The sequence below is a fragment of the Neisseria sp. CCUG12390 genome, assembly GCF_047837985.1.
GTDB lineage: Bacteria > Pseudomonadota > Gammaproteobacteria > Burkholderiales > Neisseriaceae > Neisseria.
Map to the genome: position 1 here is coordinate 2283694 of NZ_CP181244.1, position 24762 is coordinate 2308455.

The following is a 24762-nucleotide window of genomic DNA, read 5'->3' on the forward strand; positions in this document are numbered from 1 at the left end:
GATAATTCGGTCAAATCGCCCCCACCCATACAACACAGTCAAACATCATCAAAAAACCGTTAAAATACAGTAATATATATTCAATACACTAACCCAAGAAACCATATCACCCATTCCCGATTGCAATAAAACTACAATATGTAGTATCTGATAAGAAAGAAATACACAAAATATTGTGTTTAAATATTAAATTCCTACATCTTTCCGATACGGCTATAATGTCCCGGCAAATTCTAAATTTTTACATTATCTAACAGTCATGAAGCCACAGTCCCTCCCACAACCGTCCAATGATGCGCTTGAATCAAGCCGGCAACTATGCGCGCAAATTGAGCAGAAAATCATCGCTAATAACAACTGGCTGCCGTTTTCGAACTTCATGGAACTGGCTCTGTATCATCCCTCTTTCGGCTACTACACCGGCGGCAGCCGAAAAATCGGTACATCCGGAGATTTTGTTACCGCCCCGATGCTTTCTCCTTTATTTGCCCAAACACTTGCCCGCCAACTCAACGGGCTTTTACCGCAAACCGCGGGAAATATTTACGAATTCGGCGCAGGCACGGGACAATTGGCCGCCGATTTGATTCCCAGCCTTTCAGACGGCCTCAACCATTATTACATCATTGAATTATCTGCCGAGCTGGCACAACGCCAACGTTCATGGATAGAACAGCACCTCCCCCCCGAGTCAGCAGCAAAAGTCACTCATCTCTCAACCCTGCCTGATACATTCGACGGTATCCTTTTAGGCAATGAAGTGCTTGATGCCATGCCCGTCGAACGGATACGCTACGAATCGGACGCTTTCCACCAAATCGGCGTCAGCATGACCAACCGGCAATTCACTCAAACTGCCCAACCCCTGCAATCCGCAAATCTCATAGCGGCTGCCAAACAATATTTCCCACAAATCGACGGCTACACCAGCGAACTTCATCCGACACAACACGCATTTATCCGCACGCTTTCAGAAAAATTATCGCGCGGCGCGATGATTTGGATTGACTACGGCTTTGATGCCGCGCAGTATTACCACCCCCAACGTAACGACGGCACTTTAATCGGCCATTACCGCCACCACACCATTCATGACCCGTTTTTTCACGTTGGCCTGACCGATCTGACTGCCCATGTCAATTTCACCGACATCGCCCAAGCAGCTACGGACGCCGGATTGGACTTCATCGGCTACACCACACAGGCACACTTTCTTATCAATTTGGGCATAACCGATTTATTGGCCGCCGTCGGCGATGTAGGTTCGGCTGCCTATTTACGCGAAGCTGCGGCAGTACAGAAATTGCTGAATCAACACGAAATGGGAGAGTTATTCAAAGTGATCGCATTCGGTAAGCACATCGATACGGATTGGCCAGGTTTTCAATTCGGAGACATCAGTCATAAACTTTAAAAAACACAAGCCGTCTGAAACTTTTCAGACGGCCTGCCTCAATCTGTTGACTGTATTTTTACCATTTAAAATCAATCATCAATAAAAATTTTCAACGTTTACTCTTGCCAACCGTGCAAAAAAACATATAATAGCCACTTCACGAAACGGCGAATTAGCTCAGTCGGTTAGAGCAGAGGAATCATAATCCTTGTGTCCGGGGTTCGAATCCCTGATTCGCCACCAGTTCTAACGAGTTGAAATGATGATTTCAACTCGTTTTCCTAGGGGGGTATAGCTCAGTTGGTAGAGCGCTTGCATGGCATGCAAGAGGTCAGCGGTTCGATCCCGCTTACCTCCACCAGTTTTAAAAAAGCCTTGTCTCAGACAAGGCTTTTTTATTGGCTTTTAATACCTAAACAACGAACGGCTGACTCTTTCAGACGGCCTCATCTCTTCATTCCCAACAAAATTTCCTGCATCTCATCAGGTACAATGGCTAATGCCTTCTTCTTAATATCCTCCGGAATCTGTTGATAATACGCTTCGGCAACGCTGCCTGTTATGGCTGCCAAAGTATCGCTGTCGCCACCCAACGAGACAGCCAGACGCAATGCATGTTCGAAATTTTCGCTATCTAAAAACGCAATCAAGGCTTGCGGTACCGTCCCCATGCAACTTTCGTCAAACCGATAATTCGGACGGATGTCGTCGCAGTTTCTGTTCAAATCATAACCGAACCTATCGGCAATTTGCCTGCGGATAAACGCCTTATCTCTCCCTTTTCTTGCCCAATAAACCGCTGCCGCCACAGCTTGGGCACCTTTGATGCCCTCAGGGTGGTTATGCGTCACTGCGGCCGATTGTCCAGCATAATGCAAAACGTCATCCAAATTATCAAAAGCCCATCCCACCGCCGATACCCGCATGGCCGAACCATTGCCCCAGCTGCCGTACGGCTGCGGATTCTCTGAAAAAATCCATTCACGAAAACGAGCACCGTATGCGCCTTTAGGATTCGGATAACGCCGGCACCAATTTTGCAAAATAACAGCCAAATTATCCTGACAGCCCCGGTTTACCCAATCGGCCACTGCGACCGTGCAAACCGTATCATCGGTAAAATCAGCATCTGATCGAAACAACTCGAAATCGGTATTTTTATAAGGATCAAATTCAAACGGCGAACCGACAATATCGCCAATAACCGCACCCAGCATAGCTTCCCCAATCATGCCGTCTGAAACTTTCAGACGGCCTCAACTCATCAAGCCTTAGGCAATTGAACCACCACAGTATTGGCCAAATAATCCTGTAAAGTGCGGCGGTCACTCTTCACGTTGAACAGCATCACCAAGCACACCGCATAAGCAACGATTTGCAAAAGGTTACTCAACAGGTCGAACATTTTCGGATTTCCTGTAACCGACTGAACGGCATAAGCGATGACACCCGCTGCCAAGCCCAGCAAAAAGTAATACGCCGCTTCACGCATCAGTACCGTACCAAAAAAGCCCGGATTGGTCCCATCGGTTTTCAGCACCCGGATACCCAATATTTTCTTACCCAATGATTGACCGTCCCGGCTCATAAAATAAATCTGCACCGCACCATACACCACCAATACGACAATACCGGTCATCAACCAAGTCATGTCGGGTTCGGGCAACATCAGTTCTTCCGTCGCATTGGCACGCTGCAAGTATCCGCCCTCACCGGAAAGTACCGAAACAATCAGCGGGATATACGCGGCAACACTCAACAAACTGTTCAATAAAAACGCCCCAATCCGCTTCATCGGCGATGCCAAATCAACTTCAATCTGCGGCTCCACCATTTCAGACGGCGTGAAGTTCAAATCATTCATATATTCACCTTTTGATGAAATTCAAACACGCATATGTACGTATTTGCAAAAAAATTCAATAAAACCTTTACATTTTTTTCAGACGGCGTTAAAACACCTATTTCACTCATTTCAGAATTTTGTTAACAATTTTCCTCAAGGAGCACAGAATGAAAGTAGGGTTCGTTGGCTGGCGCGGCATGGTCGGCTCGGTATTGATGCAACGCATGAAAGAAGAAAACGACTTCGCCCACATTCCCGAAGCGTATTTTTTCACCACGTCCAATGCCGGCGGCGCCGCCCCTGATTTCGGTCAGGCAGCGAAAACTCTGTTGGATGCCAACGACGTGGCCGAACTGGCCAAAATGGACATCATTGTTACCTGTCAGGGCGGCGATTATACCAAAGCCGTATTCCAACCCCTGCGCGACAGCGGATGGAACGGCTACTGGATTGATGCAGCCTCTTCTCTCCGTATGGCCGATGACGCCATTATCGTCTTAGATCCGGTAAACCGCAACGTTATCGACGACGGCCTGAAAAACGGCGTAAAAAACTATATCGGCGGCAACTGTACTGTTTCCCTGATGCTGATGGCACTGGGCGGTTTGTTCCAAAACGGCTTGGTCGAATGGGCCACCAGCATGACTTATCAGGCGGCCTCCGGTGCAGGCGCGAAAAATATGCGTGAACTGATTGAAGGCATGGGTGCCATCAAAGCGCAAGTGGCCGAAGAATTGGCCGACCCTTCCAGCGCCATTTTGGACATCGACCGAAAAGTTTCCGACTTCCTGCGCAGCGAAGACTATCCCAAAGCCAATTTCGGCGTACCTTTGGCCGGCAGCCTGATTCCTTGGATTGATGCCGACTTAGGCAACGGCCAATCCAAAGAAGAATGGAAAGGCGGCGTGGAAACCAACAAGATTTTGGGCACCGAACAGCCAATCGTGATTGACGGTTTATGTGTACGCATCGGATCAATGCGCTGCCACAGCCAAGCCATTACGCTGAAGCTGAAAAAAGATTTACCGGTAGAAGAAATCGAACGCATTTTGGCCGAAGCCAATGATTGGGTAAAGGTGGTGCCGAATCAAAAAGAAGCCAGCATGAACGACCTGACCCCCGCCGCCGTTACCGGCACGCTGACCGTACCTGTCGGCCGTATCCGCAAACTGGGAATGGGCGGCGAATACATCAGCGCGTTCACCGTCGGCGACCAATTATTGTGGGGCGCCGCCGAACCGTTACGCCGCGTTTTGCGGATTATTTTGGGTAATCTGTAAACCTGACCATAAAAGGGCAACCGCTAATTCCTGTTGCTCTTTTTATTATTCTTTTATAAAGCAAAGGCCGTCTGAAAACATTTTTCAGACGGCCTTTGATGCTTTTGGGAAGGTTCTTTACTTAACCAGCTTCAAACCTTTTTTTGGTTTGCTTTCTGCTTCAACCTCGGTTTTTTGTCCGGTTGTTTTACCGGCCTGTTCAGGCACATAAGGTTCCACTTCAAACCCCATACCCTCACCGCTCTCCCTTCCGAAAATACTGACGACGTGTCCGACCGGAATCCAAATATCGTGAGCCACGCCGCCGAAACGGGCGGAAAAATTAATCCATTCGTTATCAATATTCAGATTATGGCTGGCAGTTTGGCCTATATTCAAAACAATTTCATTTTCACGCACATATTGCATCGGAACACGGGTATGTTCGTTTACCCATACCACAATATGCGGCGTCTGGTCATTATCCAGACACCATTCGTATAAGGCACGGATTAAATAAGGTTTGGTGCTGGCAGTCATCTGCCCTCCTTAAAATCAGCGATTAACGGCGCATGGCTTTTTCAGCCGGCGTCAGGGCTTCGATAAAGGCTTCACGTTGGAAAATACGCTCGGCGTATTTCAGCAGCGGCGCAGCGGTTTTACCCAACTTGATGTCATAATAATCCAGACGCCACAACAAAGGCGATAAGGCAACGTCAATCATTGAAAACTCATCGCCTAAAATATATTTGTTTTTAGAAAAAGCCGGAGCCAGCAAGGTCAGGCCGTTACCGATTGCTTCACGCGCTTTGGCTTGTTCTTTATTGGTGGCTTCGGCATTTTCCAGAGTTTGCACCAAACTGAACAGTTCTTTTTCCATACGGTGCAAAACCAAGCGGCCACGGCCACGCATTACCGGATCGCCCGGCATCAATTGCGGATGAGGGAAACGTTCGTCAATATATTCGTTGATAATATTTGATTCGTACAAAATCAAATCGCGCTCAACCAATACCGGAACTTGGTTATACGGGTTCATCACCGCCAAATCTTCCGGTTTATTGAAAATATCCACATCTTTAATTTCAAAATCCATGCCCTTTTCGTATAAGACGAAACGGCATCGCTGACTAAACGGGCAGGTAATGCCTGAATATAAAGTCATCATAGCGTTTGGCTCCTCACATACCGTCTTTCAGACGGTCTATATATAAAGTTAATTGTGAGATTATATACGATTGCGTGTTTTAAATCCATTAACACAATATAAGATTCTGTTTTTAATAAATATTTCTAACTTATCCTTACTTGATTGATGACACAAAAAAAGCAAGTCCGATGACGGACTTGCTTTTTGATTTTCATACGGCTTGTTTAATGAACGTCTTTCCAAAATTCTTTCTTCAGGAAATAAGCCAAAGGCAGCATCACAGCAAGCAGGAAAATCATCACGATGTAGCCGGTACGATGACGCTGCAGCTGCGCAGGTTCACCCATGTAAACCAAGAAATTCACCAAATCACGCGCATACTCGTCATACTCTTTTTCAATGACTTTACCGTTAGGCAAACGACGCGAATGCAGACCGGTTGACTCCCAGTAGAGTTTCGGTTCTTTCACACCATGCTCGTTTTCCACCCAAATCGGTTGACCTTTGTCATCCAACTCAACCGCTTTCACACCTTGTTGCTCCCACAAAGGATGCGGCATGCCGACTTTGTCGAACACGGTGTTGTTCCAGCCGTTAGGGCGGGTCGGATCTTTATAAAAGCCGCGCATATAGGCATACAGATAATCCGCACCGCGCGACCGGGCAATTAAGGTAAGATCCGGCGGCGCTGCGCCAAACCATTTTTCACCGTCTTTAGGATGCATGGCAGACAACATCACGTCACCCACATTATCGGTAGTAAACATCAGGTTTTTCTTGATTTCATCATCAGTCAAACCAATGTCTTTCAAGCGGTTAAAACGCATACCGGTTGCCGAATGGCAAGACAGGCAATAGTTGGTGAAAATCTGCGCGCCTCGTTGCAGGCTGACTTGATCACGTAAGTCGATATCGACTTTTTCATACGTTGCATGTCCGCCAGCCGCAACAGCCGCACTCATCGGCACTGCCAATAATAAGGCAGCAAACCAGTTTTTAAGTGTTTGTTTCATTTTCGCTGCCCTCATTAGATATTCACTGCAAACAGATACGAGCCAATCAGGGTAATTGCCACATAAACAAAGAACATGACTTTCTGTTTGGTCGTACTCATGGTTACGCGTTCTGGAACCGGTTTGTCTTTATCCAGTTTGGTATAGAACGGCATACCCAAGAAGAAGGCAAAATAAACAATCGATAGGATGCGTGCTACCAAAGTACGGGTATCGGTTGCCACCAACGCACCCAAAATACCCAAGCCGATGAATGAAATCACAAACAAGACCACAGCGGTTTTGAAAATCGGACCACGGTAGCGGATGGATTTCACTTCACCTTTATCCAACCAAGGCAAAAGGGCAATCAATACCACGGCAGCACCCATCGCAATCACACCCCAAACCTGCGTTCCCAAGAATGAAGGAACCGCACGCAAAATCGCGTAGAACGGAGTGAAATACCATACCGGAGCAATGTGGGCCGGCGTTTTCAGCGGATTGGCCGCGTCAAAGTTCGGTTTTTCCAAGAAATAACCGCCGCCTTCAGGTGCGAAGAACATCACGGCGCAGAAGACAATCAAGAACACCACTACGCCCAAAATGTCTTTGACAGTGTAGTAAGGATGGAAAGGGATGCCGTCTAAAGGTACGCCGTTTTCGTCTTTCAGCTTTTTGATTTCCACACCGTCAGGGTTGTTGGAACCCACTTCGTGCAAGGCAATCACGTGCGCCACAACCAAACCGATCAACACCAAGGGTACGGCAATCACGTGCAAGGCAAAGAAACGGTTCAACGTGACATCAGAAACGTTAAAGTCACCGCGGATCCAAGTAGATAAATCAGGGCCGATGACCGGAATGGCGGCAAACAGGTTAATAATCACCTGCGCACCCCAGAACGACATCTGCCCCCAAGGCAGCAGGTAGCCCATAAAGGCTTCCGCCATCAAAGCCAGGAAAATCAGCGAACCGAATACCCATACCAGTTCGCGGGGTTTTTTGTACGAACCGTACACCAAGCCGCGGAACATATGCAGGTAAACGACGATGAAGAAGAATGATGCGCCGGTAGAGTGCATGTAGCGGATAATCCAGCCGCCCGACACGTCGCGCATGATGTATTCCACTGCGGTAAAGGCCGCAGGCAGATGGTAGGCATTCAAGTTGCCGTCGGGCTTGTAGTTCATGGTCAGGAAAATGCCGCTGACGATTTGAATCACCAGCACCAGCAAAGCCAACGAACCGAAGTAATACCAGAAGTTGAAATTTTTGGGCGCATAATACTGAGCCAGGTGCTCATTCCACATTTTGGTCAGCGGAAAACGAGCATCCACCCAGTCCAACAATGCTTTTGCTTTGTTATTGGTTTGGTTTGTCATGTTCAGTTCCTTATTCTTAGTCTTCGCCCACCAAAACGGTCGTATCGCTCAGATATTTGTAAGGCGGCACGACCAGATTGGTCGGCGCAGGAACACCTTTGTACACACGGCCTGCAATATCGAATTTCGAACCGTGGCAAGGGCAGAAGAAACCGCCTTTCCAATCTGCACCCAAATCGGCAGGTGCGATGTCGGGACGATAGGTCGGCGAACAGCCCAAGTGGGTACAGATACCGATGGCGACCAAGATGTTCGGTTTAATCGAACGGGTTTCGTTTTTCGCATATTCAGGCTGTTGCTCCGCGTCTGAATTCGGGTCGGCAACCTGACTGTCCAACGTTTTCAGATCGCTCAGCTGCTGTTCCGTACGGTTAACAATCCAAATCGGCTTGCCCTGCCATTCGGCGGTCATCATCTGACCGGCTTCGATTTTGCTGACATCGACTTCGATGGCAGCACCGGCGGCTTTGGCTTTTTCCGAAGGGAAGAAGCTCGCCACGAAAGGCGTTGCTACGCCCAAGGCGGCCACACCGCCTGCGCCGCATGTTGCAAGCGTCAGGAAACGGCGGCGGCCGCTATTGATTTCTTGATTATCCATTATTCAGTCGTCCTAAAAATTTTGGGAATACCGAGCCATTAAACAATGTAATTCTACCTAGTTTGCCGTAATACTCAAAGCATTATTTAAAATAAGGTAAAGATTTTGTGATATTTCTCAATGTTCAGGCGGGATTTGCTTCGTCGAAATGGCAGACCGCCACATTGAAAACCTGCCCGACAGCCTCCGCCAATGCCCGTACGCCGTAACGCTCGGTCGCATGGTGGCCTGCGCTGACAAACGCTACGCCGCACTCATTGGCCAGATGGTATTGCGCTTCGGAAATCTCACCTGTTACATAAGCATCGACACCTTCGTCTATGGCCGTCTGAAAAAATCCCTGCGCACCGCCGGTACACCAGGCAATACGCCTGATTTCTTTATCCATATCGCCCACCGCAACCGGCTTGCGGCTTAATGCCTGTTCCATGCCGTCTGAAAGCTGCCGTAAAGTTTGCGGCGTTTTCAGACGGCCTATGTTCAACAGATTTTGCTCGCCGCACTGATAATCCAACTCCCAGCCCAACAACGCCGCCAATTGCGCATTGTTGCCCCATTCAGGATGCGCGTCCAAAGGCAGATGGTAGCCGGCCATATTGATTCGGTGTTGCAATAATGTTTCGATACGCTCTTTTTTCCAGCCGGTAATGGTCAATGGCTCGCTTTTCCAAAACATGCCGTGGTGCACCAGCAGCATATCCGCGTTTTGCGCAACGGCGAAATCGATGGCCGCCTTGCTGGCGGTCACCGAGGTCGCAATTTTGCCGACTGTTTCCCTCCCCTCGACCTGCAATCCGTTGGGTGCATAGTCTTTGAACGCATTCACTTGCAAAGTGTCACGGCACCAATCCAATATTTCCTGACGCGTCGCCATATCGATTCCTTTCCGCTGAAATTCTCTAAATCTTAAAGCCGTGCATTTTATCCGAAAACAGTCCGCCCGACTGCCGCCGCTGCATTATCAATCATTTGCACGGCAACATGAATTATTTTAATATTTCCGTTTTCACGACACAGGCCGTCTGAAACGGAAACGCCCATGGATTCGATTATTGAACTGCGACACTTGAAAACCCTGCTGGCATTGGAAGAAACCGGCAGCGTTTCCCTGGCGGCCAAGCGCGTATTCCTGACCCAGTCCGCCCTGTCGCACCAAATCCGCGCCTTGGAAAACTATTACGGGACGCCGCTGTTCGAGCGCAAATCCACGCCGCTGCGTTTCACGCCCGCCGGCGAACGCCTGTTGCAACTGGCGCGCGACTTACTGCCGCAAGTGGCCGCTGCCGAACGCGATTTGGCGCAAATCATCGAAGGCGAAGCGGGCGAGTTGCGCGTGGCGGTCGAGTGCCACACCTGTTTCGACTGGCTGATGCCCGCAATGGGCGAATTCCGCCCGCTGTGGCCGCAAGTCGAATTGGACATCGTTTCCGGTTTCCACGTCGACCCTGTCGGCCTGCTGCTGCAACACCGTGCCGATGTTGCCATCGTTTCCGAAGCCGAACCGCAAGCCGGCATTACCTATTTTCCGCTGTTCTCTTACGAAATGGTGGGCATTTGCGCCAAAGATCACCCGTTGGCCGCCAAAGCGGTTTGGAACGCGGAAGACTTTGCCGGTGAAACGCTGATTACCTACCCCGTCCCCGACGACATGCTCGATTTGGTGAAAAAAGTCTTGCAGCCGAAAGGCATCAACCCGCCGCGCCGCCACAGCGAGCTGACCATTGCCATTATCCAACTCGTTGCCAGCCGCCGCGGTTTGGCCGCGCTGCCGTATTGGACGGTCATGCCGTATTTGGAAAAAGGCTACGTGACCTCGTGCAAAATCACTTCAGACGGCCTCAGAAGCGAACTCTACGCCGCCATGCGCACGGAAGACGTGAACAAAAGCTATCTCGGCAACTTCTGCCAAATCGTGCGCGACCGCAGCTTCGCCGACTTGTCGGGCTTGAGCGTGTTGGAAATGAAATAAACCGATTGTCATCTGTCAGCAGGCCGTCTGAAAAGTTGTTCAGACGGCCTGTTGCAGTATCAATATCAACAATATCGGCTTGCTTCACCGCTGAAAAAAATCATAGATGCGATTAGCCGCCGCAAGCGGCGTAATCGTACGGATGACCCAGCGGCTTGAAAAAAAATCAAAGATTTATTACTAAACTTTGGCAGAATACCTTACCAACGGATTCCGGCCGGTGAAAATTTGAAACCTATTTGTAAAAGGGAATTCAGTTGCATGTACGGTTACGCCGCTTGCGGCGGCTAATCGTACCTACATTCCTTCCTTCAACCACCAAACTCCTTCATCAAACGGTCATCTTGCTGCAATAAAATCACAGGCCGTCTGAAAATTTTCAGACGGCCTTACCGCAAATCCCTGATGTAAAGAATAGTAAACCGCAACAAAAAAGTGTAGAATACGCTCCGTTTGTCACTCCCGCCTCACGCAGGCTTAATTGTTATGGACCTTCCCAGTCGTTCATTAATCAAAACAACCGAACACACCATCCGACACCATCCCCAATAATCCCGCCGAATGTTCCACCGCACGGCGGGCGGAGCATTTATGAGCCACAAACCCGAATACCCAATCCCTGAAGCAGCCGAAACCGACGGAAGCGACGTTGAGCGCATTGCCGCCGATTTCGACCACATCCACGCGCTGTGCGAAATTCTCGAACCCGCCTTCCCGCAAATCGAAGCGGGCATCCCCCTTGAAGACGAAACCCTGCGCATCAAGCTGACCGAATTGTCGGCTTTGCTCGCCGAGCTTCACCCTGCCGACGTGGCCGACGTGCTCGAATCGCTGCCGCCGCGCGAGCGTAACATTGTCTGGCTCTTGGTTGCGCCCGAAGACGACGGCGAAGTGTTGCTGGAAGTATCCGATTCCGTCCGCGAAACGCTGATTGAATCGATGGACAAAGACGAGCTTTTGGCCGCCGTCGATGATTTGGACGCCGACGAACTGGCGGAGCTGGCCGACGATTTGCCGCACCAAGTGGTGTACGAAGCCCTGCAAACGCGTGACGAAGAAGAGCGCGCGCAGGTTCAGGCGGCGATGTCGTATAAAGACGACCAAGTCGGCGCGATTATGGACTTCGAACTCGTCAGCATCCGCGCCGACGTGGCTTGTGAAGTGGTGCTGCGTTACCTGCGCCGTTTTGAGAGCCTGCCCGACCACACCGACAAGATTTTCGTGGTGGACGAAAACGACATTCTCAAAGGCGTGCTGCCCATCCGCAGCCTCTTGGTGGCCGACCCCGAGGAATTGGTGGAAAACGTGATGGCCACCGATGTCGTGCGCTTCCGTCCCGACGACAACGTCGAAGAGGCGGCGCAGGCGTTCGAACGCTACGACTTGGTGACCGCGCCCGTTATCGACGAAAACAAAAAACTCATCGGCCGCATCACCATCGACGAAATCGTCGACGTGATTCGTGAAGAATCCGATGCCGACATGTTGAACATGGCCGGTTTGCAGGAAGAGGAAGATTTGTTCGCACCGATTCTGGATTCGGTGAAAAACCGCTGGATGTGGCTCGCCGTCAACCTCTGCACCGCCTTTCTCGCCAGCCGCGTCATCGGTGCGTTTGAAGGCAGCATCGAAAAAATCGTCGCGCTCGCCGCGCTCATGCCGATTGTCGCCGGCATCGGCGGCAACTCGGGCAACCAAACCATCACCATGATTGTGCGCGCGATGGCGATGGGACAAATCACCGGCATTCAGGCCGGCAAACTGCTGAAAAAAGAAGTCGGCGTAGCCCTCGTCAACGGCCTGATTTGGGGCAGCGTGATGGGCTTGGTGTCGTGGCTGCTTTACGACAATTTGGGCATCGGCTTGGTCATGGTTACCGCCATGACGCTCAACCTGCTCTTGGCCGCCGCCGTCGGCGTACTGATTCCGGTCGTGCTCGACAAAGCCGGGCGCGACCCCGCGCTGGGCAGCTCGGTGCTGATTACCGCCGTGACCGACTCGGGCGGTTTCCTGATTTTCTTGGGTTTGGCCACGATTTTCCTGTTGTAGGCCGTCTGAAAACGGCAGGATAAGGCTGTGCCAACCATACCTGCCCAATCATTTGAACATGCCGTCTGAACGTTTTCAGACGGCATGAGACTTTTGTAAAACCCAAAAATATTCAAAAATCTCTCATCCATCATTCCTTACGGCAGAAACCGGATTGTTCAGACGGCATCATAAAAAACCGGAAAATACGCATGCAGTGCTGTTCTGTATCAGCCATCCTTTACTGATTTTTTCCGGAACCGGCAATTTATTATGCGAAAGGCCGTCTGAAAATTTTCAGACGGCCTTTTTCTGCCCACAAACTAAATAAAATCTTACAAGACTAAATAAAAATTATATTTTATAATCCATAAATAATATTTTTCTTAGTTTTAATATGGATTACGATAAAATCAACCGCAAGCTGGCGATTTTGGCGGATGCGGCCAAATACGATGTTTCCTGCTCCTCCAGCGGCGGTTCGCGCAAAAACGACGGCGGCCTGGGCAATTCGTCACGCGCGGGCATTTGCCACAGTTTCACCGAAGACGGCCGCTGCGTGTCGCTTTTGAAAATCCTTCTGACCAACCACTGCATCTACGATTGCGCCTATTGCGTGTCGCGCCGCAGCAATGACGTGCCGCGCGCCGCGTTTACGGTGGAGGAAGTGGTTGATCTGACCATGAGTTTTTACCGGCGCAATTACATCGAAGGGCTGTTTCTCAGTTCGGGGATTTTCAAAAACGCCGACTACACCATGGAACGTTTGGTGCGCATCGCCAAAAAACTGCGTACCGAACACCGTTTCAACGGCTACATCCATCTCAAAGCCATTCCCAAAGCCTCGGACGAAATCCTGCAGGAGGCCGGACGCTACGCCGACCGCCTCAGCATCAACATGGAAATCCCCACCGTATCCGGTTTGGAACGGCTCGCGCCCGAAAAAAAACACACCGACATCACCCGCCAGATGCTGTTTGTCAAAAACGAAATCGCCGCCACCGCCGACAGTCGCAAAACCATCAAATCCACACCGAAATTCGCGCCGGCGGGGCAAAGTACGCAGCTCATTATCGGCGCGGGCGGTGAAAACGACCGCCAAATCATCCACGCCGCCGGACGCTTCTATCAAAACTACGGCCTCAAGCGCGTGTATTACTCGGGCTATGTACCGGTGCTGGAAGACAGCCGCCTGCCGCCCCTGTCGGCGCAAGTGCCGCTGCGGCGCGAAAACCGTCTGTACCAGGCCGACTGGCTGATGCGGTTTTACGGTTTCGCCGACCACGAAATACTCGACCGCGAACAGCCGTTTCTCGATTTGGATTTCGACCCCAAACTGGCTTGGGCGCTGCGCCACCGAGCCTATTTCCCCGTGGCCTTGCAGCATGCACCGTTGGAAATGGTTTTGCGCGTGCCCGGCATCGGCGTGAAATCGGCCAAACGCATCGTGCAGGCGCGGCGGTTCCGTATGCTGACCTGGGCGCAGTTGTCCAAAATGGGCATCGCCCTCAACCGCGCACGCTATTTCATTACCCTGCCCGAACCCAACCGCTACGCCGCTCTAATCGACAGCCCGAACCTGCGCGGCCTGCTATTGCAGCAGACCCGCTCGAAATTCATGCAGAGCGATGCGGTACAGGGGGATTTGTTCGGATGACAGGCCGTCTGAAAACCGAATCCGTCCCATCCTTTTTCCGATGAATTTTTCAGACGGCCTCTCCGTCTCCCCAAAAAATCATGACCACACCCGACCGATACACCCTGATTTACGACGGCAGCTTCGACGGCCTGCTCAGCGCGGTGTTTACCGTCTATGCCGGCAAATATCCGCCCGATTGCGTGCACATCACCGCCGATCCGAGCGATGCCGATTTGTTCGGCCACACCGTATCCGTGGCCGGCTGCCCCGAACATGCCGGACGCGTGCTCGACCGTTTGCGGCGGCAGCTGGGCAATCGCGGCATCCAAACGCTGATTTACGGCTTTTTAATCAACGACAAAGACATGCCCGACACGTTTTTGCGCATTGTCCGCCTCGTTTTGGCGCAACCCGGCCGCCCGAACATTCTCAGCGACTACGGCCACCCCGACGTGATGCAGTGGGCGCAATGGGCAGAAACCGTCGGCCGCGAAAAGCACCGCATGGAAGCGTTTGTTCGCTTTGAAGAATATTGTGTTCAGGGCGAACCCGAACCGATTTACATCGCCCGCATCGAACCGCAGTTTGACGTATTGCCGCTGATTACGCGTTTTTTCCGCAACCGCTATGCCGGCCAGCAATGGCTGATTTTCGACGTCGGCCGCGGCTACGGCGTGTATTTCGACAAAACCGCGGTGCATCCGGTCCGCGATTTGGATATTTCCGGCGGACACGCCGCCCCGTCCGAACGCGAACGGCATTATCAGAAGCTGTGGCAGCAATATTTCAAAAACGCCGCCATCACGTCGCGCACCAACCTGCGCCAACACCGGCAGATGATGCCGCAACGCTATTGGCGTTACCTGACGGAAAAGCGGCCGATGCTGCCGTGAAAAAAGGCCGTCTGAAAACGAAATCATCGTTTCAGACGGCCTTTCCATCAAACTGCCAAAACCAAACCTTTACAGGTAGAATTTCTCGATGACTTTCAAATTGTCGTCCAATTTGTACACCAGCGGCTGGCCGGTCGGAATTTCCAGAGCCATGATGTCGTCGTCGGAAATACCCTCGATGTGTTTGGCCAAAGCGCGCAACGAATTGCCGTGCGCCGCCACCAATACGCGCTTGCCGCTCAAAATCGCCGGTGCGATTTGGTCTTCCCAAAACGGCAGCACGCGCTCCAGCGTGACTTTCAAATTTTCGCCGTCGGGAACCACGTCGGCCGGCAAATGGGCGTAACGGCGGTCGTTGTGTGCCGAAAATTCGTCGTCTTTATCCAAAAGCGGCGGCAGGGTATCGTAGCTGCGGCGCCAGATGTGCACTTGCTCATCGCCGTATTTTTCGGCGGTCTGTTTTTTGTCCAAACCTTGCAGTTGGCCGTAGTGACGCTCGTTCAAACGCCAGGTTTTGATTTGCGGAACAAACAGCTGGTCGCTTTCTTCCAACACGATGTTGCAGGTTTTGATGGCGCGGGTCAGTACCGACGTGAAGGCGATGTCGAATTCATAGCCCTTTTCTTTCAGCTTTTTGCCGGCTGCGGCGGCTTCGGCCAAGCCCTGCTCGCTCAATTTCACGTCGCGCCAGCCTGTGAACAGGTTTTTCGCATTCCATTCGCTTTGTCCGTGGCGGATAAATACCAATTCCATTCTTATTGCTCCATTTGTTTAGGGGGTCTCGAAAGGTTTATTTATAACATAATTTGCACCTGTTTTGCGGATTTGTGCACCGTCATCCCTGCTTATATCCGCATCTTGCAGGGAATATTGACCGAGCGCAAAAGGCCGTCTGAAAAATTTTCAGACGGCCTTTTACAGGTTTATACTCAATACCTTACCTCAATCAGGAGACATCATGGACAAATCAGCCAAACCTTTTGAAACCGAAGAAAACGGCGTGGGCAAATGCCCGGATTGTTCCGTCGAAGTCGGTACCGTATTCGACAACAGCGACTGCAGCGTCGAAATCGCCCAAGTGTACGAAACCGAACAGCTCGCCCGCGAAGCGGAAGGCTATTACACCGAACTCGCCCGTTCGGTCGAAAGCGAACCCTGCGAAATCACCAGCGACATCGGCGGCGTGGAAGAAGGCTTCAAACTGGTGATGAAGTTCGACTTCTGCTGCCAAAGCGAAAAAGTGATTTTCCAACTCAAGCAGCGTTAAGCCGCTCCGTTCTCACCTCAGGCCGTCTGAAAACCTTTCATACGAAAGCATTTTCAGACGGCCTCGTTATTTCATGACACCAAAATACAAAACACAGGTAAAATAACGCCCTTAACCATAACAATATTGCCATACACATTACCATGCTCTCCGCCGCTCCCGCTTTCCTTCCGTCCGCCGCGCCGCCGCGCACGGCCATTGTGATTCTGGCCGCCCTGCTGTTTGCCGCGCTGCCGATGATTTTCTCCCTGCCGCCCGCCGTTACCCTGTTGTTCGCCGCCCTGCTGGTCTTTCGCGGTGCGTTGCTATATGCGGGTATCGGCAAACTGCCTGCGCCCGTTTTGGCCTTACTGGTTGCCGTGTCGGGCGGTTTGGTGTGGTCGCAGCTGGGCACGGTGTTCGGACGCGAAGGCGGCATTGCCTTCCTGCTGCTGATGGTTACGCTCAAAGCCTTTGAAAGCACCACGCGCCGCGATTGGAACGTGTTGCTGCTGGCCATGCTGTTCTTAATCGGCTCTTCCGTGTTGCTGAACCAAAGCCTGCTTACCGGCTTGTGGCTGCTGGCCGCCCTGTTTGCCGTCAGCGCGTGTTTCGCCGTATTGGGCGGCTTGAACCTGCGCGAATCGTGGCGTTCGAGTGCCGCCGCCCTGCTGATGACCCTGCCGCTGGCGGCGGTATTGTTCGTCAGCGTGCCGCGCTTGAACGAACCTTTGTGGGGCATTCCGCAAAAACGCGACAACCAAGCGTCCACCGGCCTTTCCGACACCATGCAGCCGGGCAGCATCAGCAATCTGGTGCAGAGCGACGAATGGGTGGCCAACGTGATTTTTTCAGACGGCCTCACGGTCGAGCCGAAAAACCTCTACTGGCGCGCCATCATCATGGACGAGTTCGACGGCCGGACATGGCGGGCGGCGCCTGATTTCGCCCGGGACAACGCGCAAAACGTTTCAGACGGCCCGATTGTCGGCTATCAGATGATTATCCGCGACCAAAACGGCGCACTGCCGGTATTGGACTATCCAGCGGGCGAACCGCCGCAGGGATTGTCACGGCGTTTGGGCAACACCCTGCGCGCGGAACGCAGCCGCGAAGGTTTGCGCCGTCTGAACCTCCGGGCGCGCATCAGCGACACGCTGCCGCACGCTTTGAACGAAGCCGAATACCGCCGCTACACCCGCCTGCCGCAAGCCAATCCGCGCACCCTCGCCCTGTCGCAAACCCTCGCCAAAAATGCCCCGACCGAACGCGAATTTATCCGCAACACGCTGGATTATTTCCGCCGACAAGGCTTCAGCTACACGCTGCAACCGCGTTTGTTGAGCAGCAGCCATACCGTCGATGAGTTTCTGTTCCAATCCAAACAGGGCTTTTGCGAACATTACGCGCAAAGTTTCGCCGTCATCATGCGCGCGGCGGGTCTGCCCGCGCGGATTGTCACCGGCTATTTGGGTGCGGAATACAACGAACAGGCCGGATTCTGGCAAATCCGTTCCAAAGACGCGCACGCATGGACGGAAGTCTGGCTGCCCTCCGAACAGGTCTGGCTGCGCATCGATCCGACCGCGGCCGTCTCCAGCGTGCGCACCGAACAGGGCATCAGCCAAGCCCTGCCGCAAGACGAGCAGTCGCTGCTGCCGAGCGACAACCTGTTCAGCCGCTGGCGCGATACGGGGCAGTTCTACTTCCAGCAGTGGGTGGTCAACTACGACCAAAGCCGTCAAAACAGCCTGTTTGAAAAAATCGGTCTGGGCGGCTTCAATTTAAAAAGCCTGCTGCTCTTCCTGCCCGTCGCGCTCGCACTCGCGCTGCTGCCCCTGCTGCGCTGGTGGCTGAAAAACCGCCGCCGCGACGAATTGCAGGAAGGCTTCATGCTGCTCAAACGCGCCGTCTTGGGCGAAGACGACGACACCGCCCCCGCCGTTACCCCGAGTGAATTGTGCGATATTTTGCGCCGCAACCAAGCGGACGACCCCGCCGTCGACTCGCTGCTGGCGTGTTACGAAAACTGGCTCTACGCCGGAGAAACCGTCGGCAGGCGCGGGAAAAAACGCTGGTTCCGTGCGGTGAAAAAAGCCGCCAGGCGGTATAAATGATGTGAAACAGGCCGTCTGAAAACAAAACGTTTTCAGACGGCCTTTACGGTAAAGCCACCCCGTCCGGAACGAATCTGCTAAACTGTCGGCCAAACCGTTTCCATCAAAAATACACAGGAGAAACAGCATGTCATACGTTTTCGAACCGGTTCGTACCGCTGCTTTGCCGGTAGCCGGCAGCAGCGACGAATACCCGGTGCGCCGCGTTTATTGCGTCGGCCGAAATTATGCCGCCCATGCCCGCGAAATGGGTTCGGACCCCGACCGCGAGCCGCCGTTTTTCTTTTGCAAACCGAACGACCGCGAATCCGTTGTCGCGGTTCGTGCCAACGAAATCATCGACCTGCCTTATCCGAGCAAAACATCGGATTATCATTATGAAGTGGAATTGGTGGTGGCTATCGGCAAGGGCGGGCAAAACATCCGCCCCGAAGACGCCGAGTCGCATATTTTCGGCTATACCGTAGGCTTGGACATGACCCGCCGCGATTTGCAGGCGCAGATGAAGGCTGGCGGCCGGCCGTGGGAAATCGGCAAAGCGTTTGATTATTCTGCGCCCATCGGCGAGCTGCACCGCATCAGCGAAACCGGTGCGCTGTCCGATGCCGCTATCGAATTGAGCGTCAACGGCGAAACCAAGCAGAGCAGTAACATCAGCCACTTGACGTGGAGCGTGGCGGAAACCCTTGCCCAATTATCTGAACTGTTTACCCTTCATCCCGGCGATTTGATTTTCACCGGCACGCCCGAAGGCGTAGGTGCGGTCGTCAAAGGCGATACCATCCGGGCAAAAATCGAAGGCCTGACCGGCATTACCGTTTGCGTGAAATAAACGTGTTATCAAAGAGTAAGGCCGTCTGAAAAGTGATTTTCAGACGGCCTGATGTTTTCAAAAAATCCAAAATATTCAAAGTCCTGTATCCGAAACCGGTTGCGCAGATCGGCTACGTTTACCCTGTTTAGACAGAAGTGACAGGCATGGCTTTTCGGATTTCATCCGAGTTTTGCGAAAGTCCCGATCCGTTTTACTTGACCGGCGCCAATCCTGCTTCCTGCCGCCATTTGTCCAGCAGATACAAAAATGCCTGCGGGTTCTCATGGCCGTTTTCGATGGCGGCCTGCAGCCAGGTGCAAGCGGCGTGCAGGCTCACGGCAACGCCTTGGCCGTAATAATACAGGCGCGCAAGCCGGTATTGCGCTTCGGCATGCCCCTGTTCGGCGGCCTGTTCGAACCAGTATGCGGCTTGGCGGTAATCGGTTTTTACCCCCTGGCCGTAAAAATACATCAGCCCCAAACCAAACGCGGCTTCGGTATGACCGGATGCGGCGGCTTCCAAATACAGTTTGCGGGCGCGGACATAATCGACCGCCCGATTGCCGCGCCCCTGATGGTAAACGAGTGCCTGCCGGCAGGCCTGCTCGGCCTGCTGGTAATACAGGGCGGCGGTTTTGATGCGGCCGTATTGCTCGGGATGGTGCAGCGCGGCATCGCTCAACAGCTTCTGATATGCGCTCAGACTGCCCTGCTCGGCGGCTTCGCGGTAATAGTATTCGGCGGTTTGCGCATCGGCTTTGATGCCCAAACCGTAACGGTAAATATCGCCCATCAGCTGCATGGCTTCCGGATAGTGCTGTTGGGCCGCGATTTTGGCGTGTTTGGCGGCTTGCAGCGGATCGCGCCCGGTCAGTCTGCCGGTCAGGTAATGGCGTGCCAAGGCGGTTCTCGCCTGCCTGTCGCCGTTGTCGGCGGCGGTTTGATACCACTTCAATGCGTCGGAATGGTTTTGCTCGGCAAGAATGTCGGCTAACAGCGTTTGTGCGGCGATAAAGCCGTTTTCGGCGGCAAAGCGCAGATGGTGCGCGGCAAGCGTATTGTCGGCAGGCGTGCCGATGCCGTGGCGGTACATTTTGCCCCGCTGCCAATGGGCGACATGCAGCCCCTGTTCTGCGGCTTGGCGGTAAAGTTCGAACGCACGCTGCAAATCAGGGCCGTCTGAAAAATGATGGTGCATCGCCAGAAAATACTGACCGAAAGGATGGCCTTGTCCGGCAACCTGCTGCGCCCAATACACCGCTTCCGCGTCATGACGGTCGGCGTAGTATTCCAGCAGTTTGAGCTGCGCCGGCAACAGGCCGCTCTCGGCCAGCCGGACGTATTGCGGCAGATGGCGGTCAAACGCAATACCCATGATGCTTTCGCGGATACGCAGCAGGTTGTAGGCAGCATAGCGGTGTTTGTGTGCGGCGGCGATTTCCAGCCACGCAATCACGGCTTGGTAATCAGGCTGCTCGGCCTCCAGCATAATCATGCCGACTTCAAACGCGGCTTCCGCGTGCCCCTGTTCCGCCGCCTGACACAGCCACACCAATGCCTGACGGCTGTTCGGATTTTCATCCAACAGCTTGCAGGCTTGCTGATAAAGGGTTTCGGCGTCGGTCATGATGTCAGGCGGGAAATAAGGATGGTTTGAAAATAGGACATTATACTGTTTTCAGTAATTTTTTGTTAATTATAATGGCATGAATTGAGATATTTTCATCACATGAGGACAAGGCTTTTGCGAAATTCCTATTTTGGGCACATTTTTTCGTGATGCGCTGTCCGAAGTCTGGGTAGTTCCGGGCTTTCTGCGGTTGCCCGCCTCGAACCGTACTCAAATTTAGGGAGTTTCAGGGGCTGAGGCCGTCTGAAAACGGTTTTCAGACGGCCTCAGATGTCATACGGCATGATTCTTACCCGGAATGCAGGGAAAATTCACTTCACTGTAAAAATTGCCGTTGATTTGGGTGACATTGATGTGATACATGCGGTAGGCATGGAACAATTCCCTGTCCGGCGGCGTCGGGGCTTTCCAAAAATCGGCCAGTTTACCTTGGTCGGTCATGCCCGGAATGTCGTAATGCGCACGCCCCAACACTTTGACCGGCATACCGTGGATCAAGGCTGACAGGCCGCTGGTGCTGTTAATCGTCACCATGCCGATGCCGTGACGCAGAAATACCGGCAGCGGCACGTCATGAACATAGATGATGCGGCCTTTGAGCTTGGGATGCTCTTTCACAAACTCATGAATATCGTGCGCATAATCGATAAAACCGCGATCCATCGGATGATGCTTGATAATCAGATTGACATCGTCCGGCGCGTGGGCGGCAAACGAAGCCAGCACGTGCAGCAAAAAACTGCGCACGCTGGAAAAGTCGCAATGGATGCGCACCTGGCTGTCGTTAAACACTTGCAGCGGCACGACAAAAAATTTGCCGAACTTGCCGGCTTCGATTTGCTTGGCGAAGTTGGCGTCTTCAATCCAGTAATGAAACCGTTTGAAAATGGAGACCGACCACAGATTCAGATAGTGGCCGAGATTCGGCGCGCGGTGGTGGATGTAGTTCGGGTATTTCTTACGGTTGAGGTTGGCTTGAATATAGTAGCGCGTGGCATTTTTCGCCATCGGCTTGAAGCCAGCGGGAACAGGGGCAGGCTCTTGGTATTCCTGTTTTTCCAACATGGGAAACCGGGATGTGAAAAACTCCGCCGTGCGCGGTAAGGGTGAGAACGCATTTACGCCCGATTTTTCCAAAGTAATGTAATAAGGGCGGAAATAGCCTTCCTCAAATGCCCAAAATCCGACTTTACACCGTTCGGCGACTTTACGCGCCAAAGCATGATACGGGCGGGTATCGCCGAAGCACACGACGGACTGGATACCGTGTAATGAGATGTAGTTCTCGAGATAGGCGGGGAAATCGTCGTAACGACCCAGATAAGGCGAAGTATGGGCGATGGTTTCGGGATAAAAATACTCGTCGCCGGCATTGAAATTGAATTTGTGGACGGTTTTGCCGTGCGTATCCGTCAGCCACGCGGATACGCGCCGAAAAAAAGCCCCGACAGGGCCTTGCAGCAGCAAAATGCGATCGGCAGTCTCTACCAATTCATGAAGATTGCTTTTCAGGGAACGTTCCATTGTCGTAATGTGTAAATTTATTATTGGTTCTATGATTAATTTGCCGTTCGGAATCAAACCAAACCGTCCATCCAAGGATACGACGGATTGCGCACGAGGTAAAGCCTAAGCATTTCCAATATTATGATTTAAGCATAAAATTCAGCCGCAGCAATGAGTTATCCCGATAAGGAACGGCATAATTGTTTGATTTTGCCGATTTGCTTGGCCGGCCAACTTTTATGTAGTCCGCTGTTGTTTTTTTGCAATTCTTTTTGCATTTTGAGCACTGCCACGGCGGTGGCTGCGTCAATTATGCGCCGTGTTTCGGGGTGGGCGTAGCCCGGATAGTAAACCAGCGTACCCGCAATCAGTTCTTCCAATTTCAGACGGCGTGTGCGGCGCGGTATCGGCAGTCGGTCTTCGGTCAGCCCCCAGCCTGCGTAAAACGGCAAACCGTAACACACCACTTTTTTGCCGCGCAACAAAGCTTCGAAGCCGGTGAGCGAAGTCATGGTGTGCACTTCGCCGGCGTGTTGCAGGCAGGTGAGAATATCGGCTTCCGGTGCGGTTTGGTCGGCATAACGCGCCGTGTCTTCGGGGCTGATGTGGCCGACACGGTTGCCGCTGACGACATCGGGATGCGGTTTGTAGATGATGTATGCGTCGGGGTTGCGTTCGCGCACGGCTTTGAGCAAATCCAGGTTGCGGAAAATCTCGGGCGAACCGTGGCGGACGGAAGCGTCGTCCTCCACCTGGCCGGGAACGAGTATCACGGTTTTGTCCGTCTGCGGCGGCGTAAACGCTTGGTTGCCGACGTTGTATTTGCTGATGCGGTTTTCGGTCAGGGCTTGTTGCAGCATGGAGGCCGTCTGAAAATCGCGTTCGCCGAAAGTCTGGTTTTGCAGGATATGTTCCAGACGCGAGGGCGTTTCGGCGTTGAAATAAATGCCCATGTCGTCAATCACGAGCGAAAGCGCGGGCACGAGGTTCGAGCCGAGGCCGACCGAGCGGATAAAGCCGTCTTCCATGCGCAAAAGCGGAATGTTGCGGCTTCGGGCGAACCCGACCACCTGCTGCTTGCCGTTGCCCCAGGCCAAGAGCCGCGCACCGGCAGGAAATTCCGTCTTTTCCAGTTGCGCCGTCGATTTGACGAATTTCAGACGGCATGAAGGCACGTTGAAAAACGGTTTCATCACCGCACGCTTCCACAGCGACATGCCCACGCAGTAGATTTCGCCGCGCAGTTTTTCGTTCAGACGGCGTGCGGCGGCCAAATAATCGATAACATCAAACAAAGTACCCGCCTTGCCCGTGTTCGGATTGAGATAGCGGCTGTATTGCAGGTAGGCGGCGGCGAAAAGCTGCAACAGCGAACGCGGCGCACGGCGGCCTTGCTCGGCCAGCTTCGCCGCTTCGGGGTGGCGGTCGTCGCTTACCCCCCAGCCCGCGTACCACGGCAGACCGAACGTCACCGTCGGCTTGCCGCACAGCAAGGCTTCAAACCCCATCTGCGAAGTTACGCAATACACTTTGTCCGCCGCCTGCAGCAGCGAAACGGGATTAATGTCTTCCGCCAGCAGGCGCACGCGGTCGTGCTGCGCCAAGTCGGTCAGGTAGCCTTTTTTCTTGCCGCTCAACACGTCCGGATGGGTTTTGACCCAGATTTCCGCGTCGGGATTTTCCGCCAAAGCCGTCTGAAACATTTGCGCGAACGTGGTTTCGTCCGCACCGCCGTACTGAACCGCCATGTCGCCGAACGTCTGGTCAATCACCAAAACGGTTGGGCGGTTTTCAAACGGACTTTGCAAACCGAGGCCGTCTGAAAAATCGGGCGCATGATTGTATTTCGACAAACGGTGTTCCAAAATCAAATCAACGGCCTGCTGCGCTTGGGCCAGCATTTCAGACGGCATGTTTTCCGCCGCCAAAACCAAATGCTCCAAACGCGATGGGCGGGTCGTGTCGTAATAAATCCCAACATCGTCGCACACCAGCGCAAACGGCGGCCAACCGTCCACACCCAGCCCGGGCGAACGCAGAAAACCGTCTTCCAGCGCGATAAAGGGCAAGCCGTGCGCTTCGGCGAACGCGCGCGCTTTGTGCGTCGTCGGGCGCAAGCCCCAGCCGATGACGGTTTCGGCGCGGCGGCCGTGTTTCTGAATGCGGTATTCGGGCAGGAAATCGGCCAAGTTCGGGATTTTTCGGATACCGTGAGAGGGGATGTAAGCGTTTTTCACAATGTATGGCTTTTTATTTAAGGCTATGTTTAATGAAAAAATTCAGACGGCCTGATA

21 protein-coding genes and 2 tRNA genes are annotated in these 24762 nt (G+C 52.7%); 11 read left to right on the plus strand and 12 right to left on the minus strand.

The window, feature by feature from the left end; translation table 11 throughout:
* Window positions 1-259 precede the first annotated feature (259 nt).
* From ACM67E_RS10550 to ACM67E_RS10560, 3 genes are all read left to right on the plus strand, one after another.
* Window positions 260-1414 carry a class I SAM-dependent methyltransferase gene (locus ACM67E_RS10550; protein ID WP_416191396.1) on the plus strand — a complete coding sequence of 385 codons (1155 nt, stop codon included), beginning with the start codon at window positions 260-262 and terminating at the stop codon, window positions 1412-1414.
* Window positions 1415-1562: 148 nt separating this feature from the next.
* Window positions 1563-1639 (plus strand) — tRNA-Met (locus ACM67E_RS10555).
* 42 nt (window positions 1640-1681) lie between these two features.
* Window positions 1682-1757, plus strand: a tRNA-Ala gene (locus tag ACM67E_RS10560).
* Window positions 1758-1842: 85 nt separating this feature from the next.
* Here the strand turns inward: ACM67E_RS10560 and ACM67E_RS10565 are convergent.
* On the minus strand, window positions 1843-2613 hold the full coding sequence (locus tag ACM67E_RS10565) for an ADP-ribosylglycohydrolase family protein (RefSeq protein WP_416192779.1): 771 nt from the start codon (window positions 2611-2613) through the stop codon (window positions 1843-1845).
* Window positions 2614-2660: 47 nt separating this feature from the next.
* Window positions 2661-3260 (minus strand): RDD family protein, encoded by a 600-nt coding sequence (locus ACM67E_RS10570; protein WP_416191397.1) that lies wholly within the window; start codon window positions 3258-3260, stop codon window positions 2661-2663.
* 149 nt (window positions 3261-3409) lie between these two features.
* Here ACM67E_RS10570 and asd point away from each other — a divergent pair, with 149 nt between their 5' ends.
* On the plus strand, window positions 3410-4522 hold the full coding sequence (gene asd, locus ACM67E_RS10575) for an aspartate-semialdehyde dehydrogenase (RefSeq protein WP_416191398.1): 1113 nt from the start codon (window positions 3410-3412) through the stop codon (window positions 4520-4522).
* Window positions 4523-4639: 117 nt separating this feature from the next.
* Here asd and ACM67E_RS10580 read toward each other — a convergent pair whose 3' ends face one another.
* From ACM67E_RS10580 to ACM67E_RS10605, 6 genes are all read right to left on the minus strand, one after another.
* Window positions 4640-5041, minus strand: coding sequence for a ClpXP protease specificity-enhancing factor (locus tag ACM67E_RS10580; protein WP_416191399.1), 402 nt, complete (start codon window positions 5039-5041; stop codon window positions 4640-4642).
* A 22-nt stretch (window positions 5042-5063) separates the two neighbouring features.
* A complete protein-coding gene (locus ACM67E_RS10585; protein WP_416191400.1) occupies window positions 5064-5669 on the minus strand; it encodes a glutathione S-transferase N-terminal domain-containing protein in 606 nt (201 codons plus the stop codon).
* A gap of 206 nt (window positions 5670-5875) precedes the next feature.
* Complete coding sequence (locus ACM67E_RS10590) at window positions 5876-6664, minus strand: cytochrome c1 (RefSeq protein ID WP_416191401.1); 789 nt, start codon at window positions 6662-6664, stop codon at window positions 5876-5878.
* Between the two features lie 14 nt (window positions 6665-6678).
* Complete coding sequence (locus ACM67E_RS10595; RefSeq protein WP_416191402.1) at window positions 6679-8028, minus strand: cytochrome b; 1350 nt, start codon at window positions 8026-8028, stop codon at window positions 6679-6681.
* A 16-nt stretch (window positions 8029-8044) separates the two neighbouring features.
* Complete coding sequence (petA, locus tag ACM67E_RS10600; protein ID WP_416191403.1) at window positions 8045-8626, minus strand: ubiquinol-cytochrome c reductase iron-sulfur subunit; 582 nt, start codon at window positions 8624-8626, stop codon at window positions 8045-8047.
* Window positions 8627-8750: 124 nt separating this feature from the next.
* On the minus strand, window positions 8751-9500 hold the full coding sequence (locus tag ACM67E_RS10605; protein ID WP_416191404.1) for a Nif3-like dinuclear metal center hexameric protein: 750 nt from the start codon (window positions 9498-9500) through the stop codon (window positions 8751-8753).
* 165 nt (window positions 9501-9665) lie between these two features.
* On the opposite strand from ACM67E_RS10605, the gene ACM67E_RS10610 reads away from it, so the two are divergent.
* The 4 genes from ACM67E_RS10610 (at window position 9666) to ACM67E_RS10625 (ending at window position 15155) form a co-directional block, all read left to right on the plus strand.
* Window positions 9666-10595, plus strand: coding sequence for a LysR family transcriptional regulator (locus ACM67E_RS10610; protein WP_416191405.1), 930 nt, complete (start codon window positions 9666-9668; stop codon window positions 10593-10595).
* A 591-nt stretch (window positions 10596-11186) separates the two neighbouring features.
* The gene (mgtE, locus tag ACM67E_RS10615; RefSeq protein WP_416191406.1) at window positions 11187-12644 is read left to right on the plus strand and encodes a magnesium transporter; all 1458 of its coding nucleotides are present in this window, start codon (window positions 11187-11189) and stop codon (window positions 12642-12644) included.
* A gap of 376 nt (window positions 12645-13020) precedes the next feature.
* Window positions 13021-14280, plus strand: coding sequence for a putative DNA modification/repair radical SAM protein (locus tag ACM67E_RS10620; protein WP_416191407.1), 1260 nt, complete (start codon window positions 13021-13023; stop codon window positions 14278-14280).
* An 80-nt stretch (window positions 14281-14360) separates the two neighbouring features.
* Window positions 14361-15155: a TIGR03915 family putative DNA repair protein gene (locus ACM67E_RS10625; protein ID WP_416191408.1), complete on the plus strand. Its 795-nt coding sequence runs from the start codon at window positions 14361-14363 to the stop codon at window positions 15153-15155.
* Between the two features lie 69 nt (window positions 15156-15224).
* On the opposite strand, the gene ACM67E_RS10630 is transcribed toward ACM67E_RS10625, so the two are convergent.
* Entirely contained in the window at window positions 15225-15908 is a 684-nt protein-coding gene (locus ACM67E_RS10630) for a 2,3-diphosphoglycerate-dependent phosphoglycerate mutase (RefSeq protein WP_416191409.1), read from the minus strand.
* Between the two features lie 205 nt (window positions 15909-16113).
* Between ACM67E_RS10630 and ACM67E_RS10635 the strand changes: the two genes are divergently transcribed.
* From ACM67E_RS10635 to ACM67E_RS10645, 3 genes are all read left to right on the plus strand, one after another.
* Window positions 16114-16422, plus strand: coding sequence for a YfcZ/YiiS family protein (locus tag ACM67E_RS10635; RefSeq protein ID WP_416191410.1), 309 nt, complete (start codon window positions 16114-16116; stop codon window positions 16420-16422).
* Window positions 16423-16565: 143 nt separating this feature from the next.
* Window positions 16566-18518, plus strand: a complete 1953-nt coding sequence (locus ACM67E_RS10640; protein ID WP_416191411.1) for a transglutaminaseTgpA domain-containing protein — start codon at window positions 16566-16568, stop codon at window positions 18516-18518.
* 127 nt (window positions 18519-18645) lie between these two features.
* Window positions 18646-19350: a fumarylacetoacetate hydrolase family protein gene (locus ACM67E_RS10645; RefSeq protein ID WP_416191412.1), complete on the plus strand. Its 705-nt coding sequence runs from the start codon at window positions 18646-18648 to the stop codon at window positions 19348-19350.
* A gap of 193 nt (window positions 19351-19543) precedes the next feature.
* On the opposite strand, the gene ACM67E_RS10650 is transcribed toward ACM67E_RS10645, so the two are convergent.
* The 3 genes from ACM67E_RS10650 to ACM67E_RS10660 form a co-directional block, all read right to left on the minus strand.
* On the minus strand, window positions 19544-20959 hold the full coding sequence (locus ACM67E_RS10650) for a tetratricopeptide repeat protein (protein ID WP_416191413.1): 1416 nt from the start codon (window positions 20957-20959) through the stop codon (window positions 19544-19546).
* A gap of 276 nt (window positions 20960-21235) precedes the next feature.
* Window positions 21236-22486: a capsule biosynthesis protein gene (locus ACM67E_RS10655; protein WP_416191414.1), complete on the minus strand. Its 1251-nt coding sequence runs from the start codon at window positions 22484-22486 to the stop codon at window positions 21236-21238.
* A 158-nt stretch (window positions 22487-22644) separates the two neighbouring features.
* On the minus strand, window positions 22645-24747 hold the full coding sequence (locus tag ACM67E_RS10660) for a capsular polysaccharide biosynthesis protein (protein ID WP_416192780.1): 2103 nt from the start codon (window positions 24745-24747) through the stop codon (window positions 22645-22647).
* Window positions 24748-24762 lie beyond the last annotated feature (15 nt).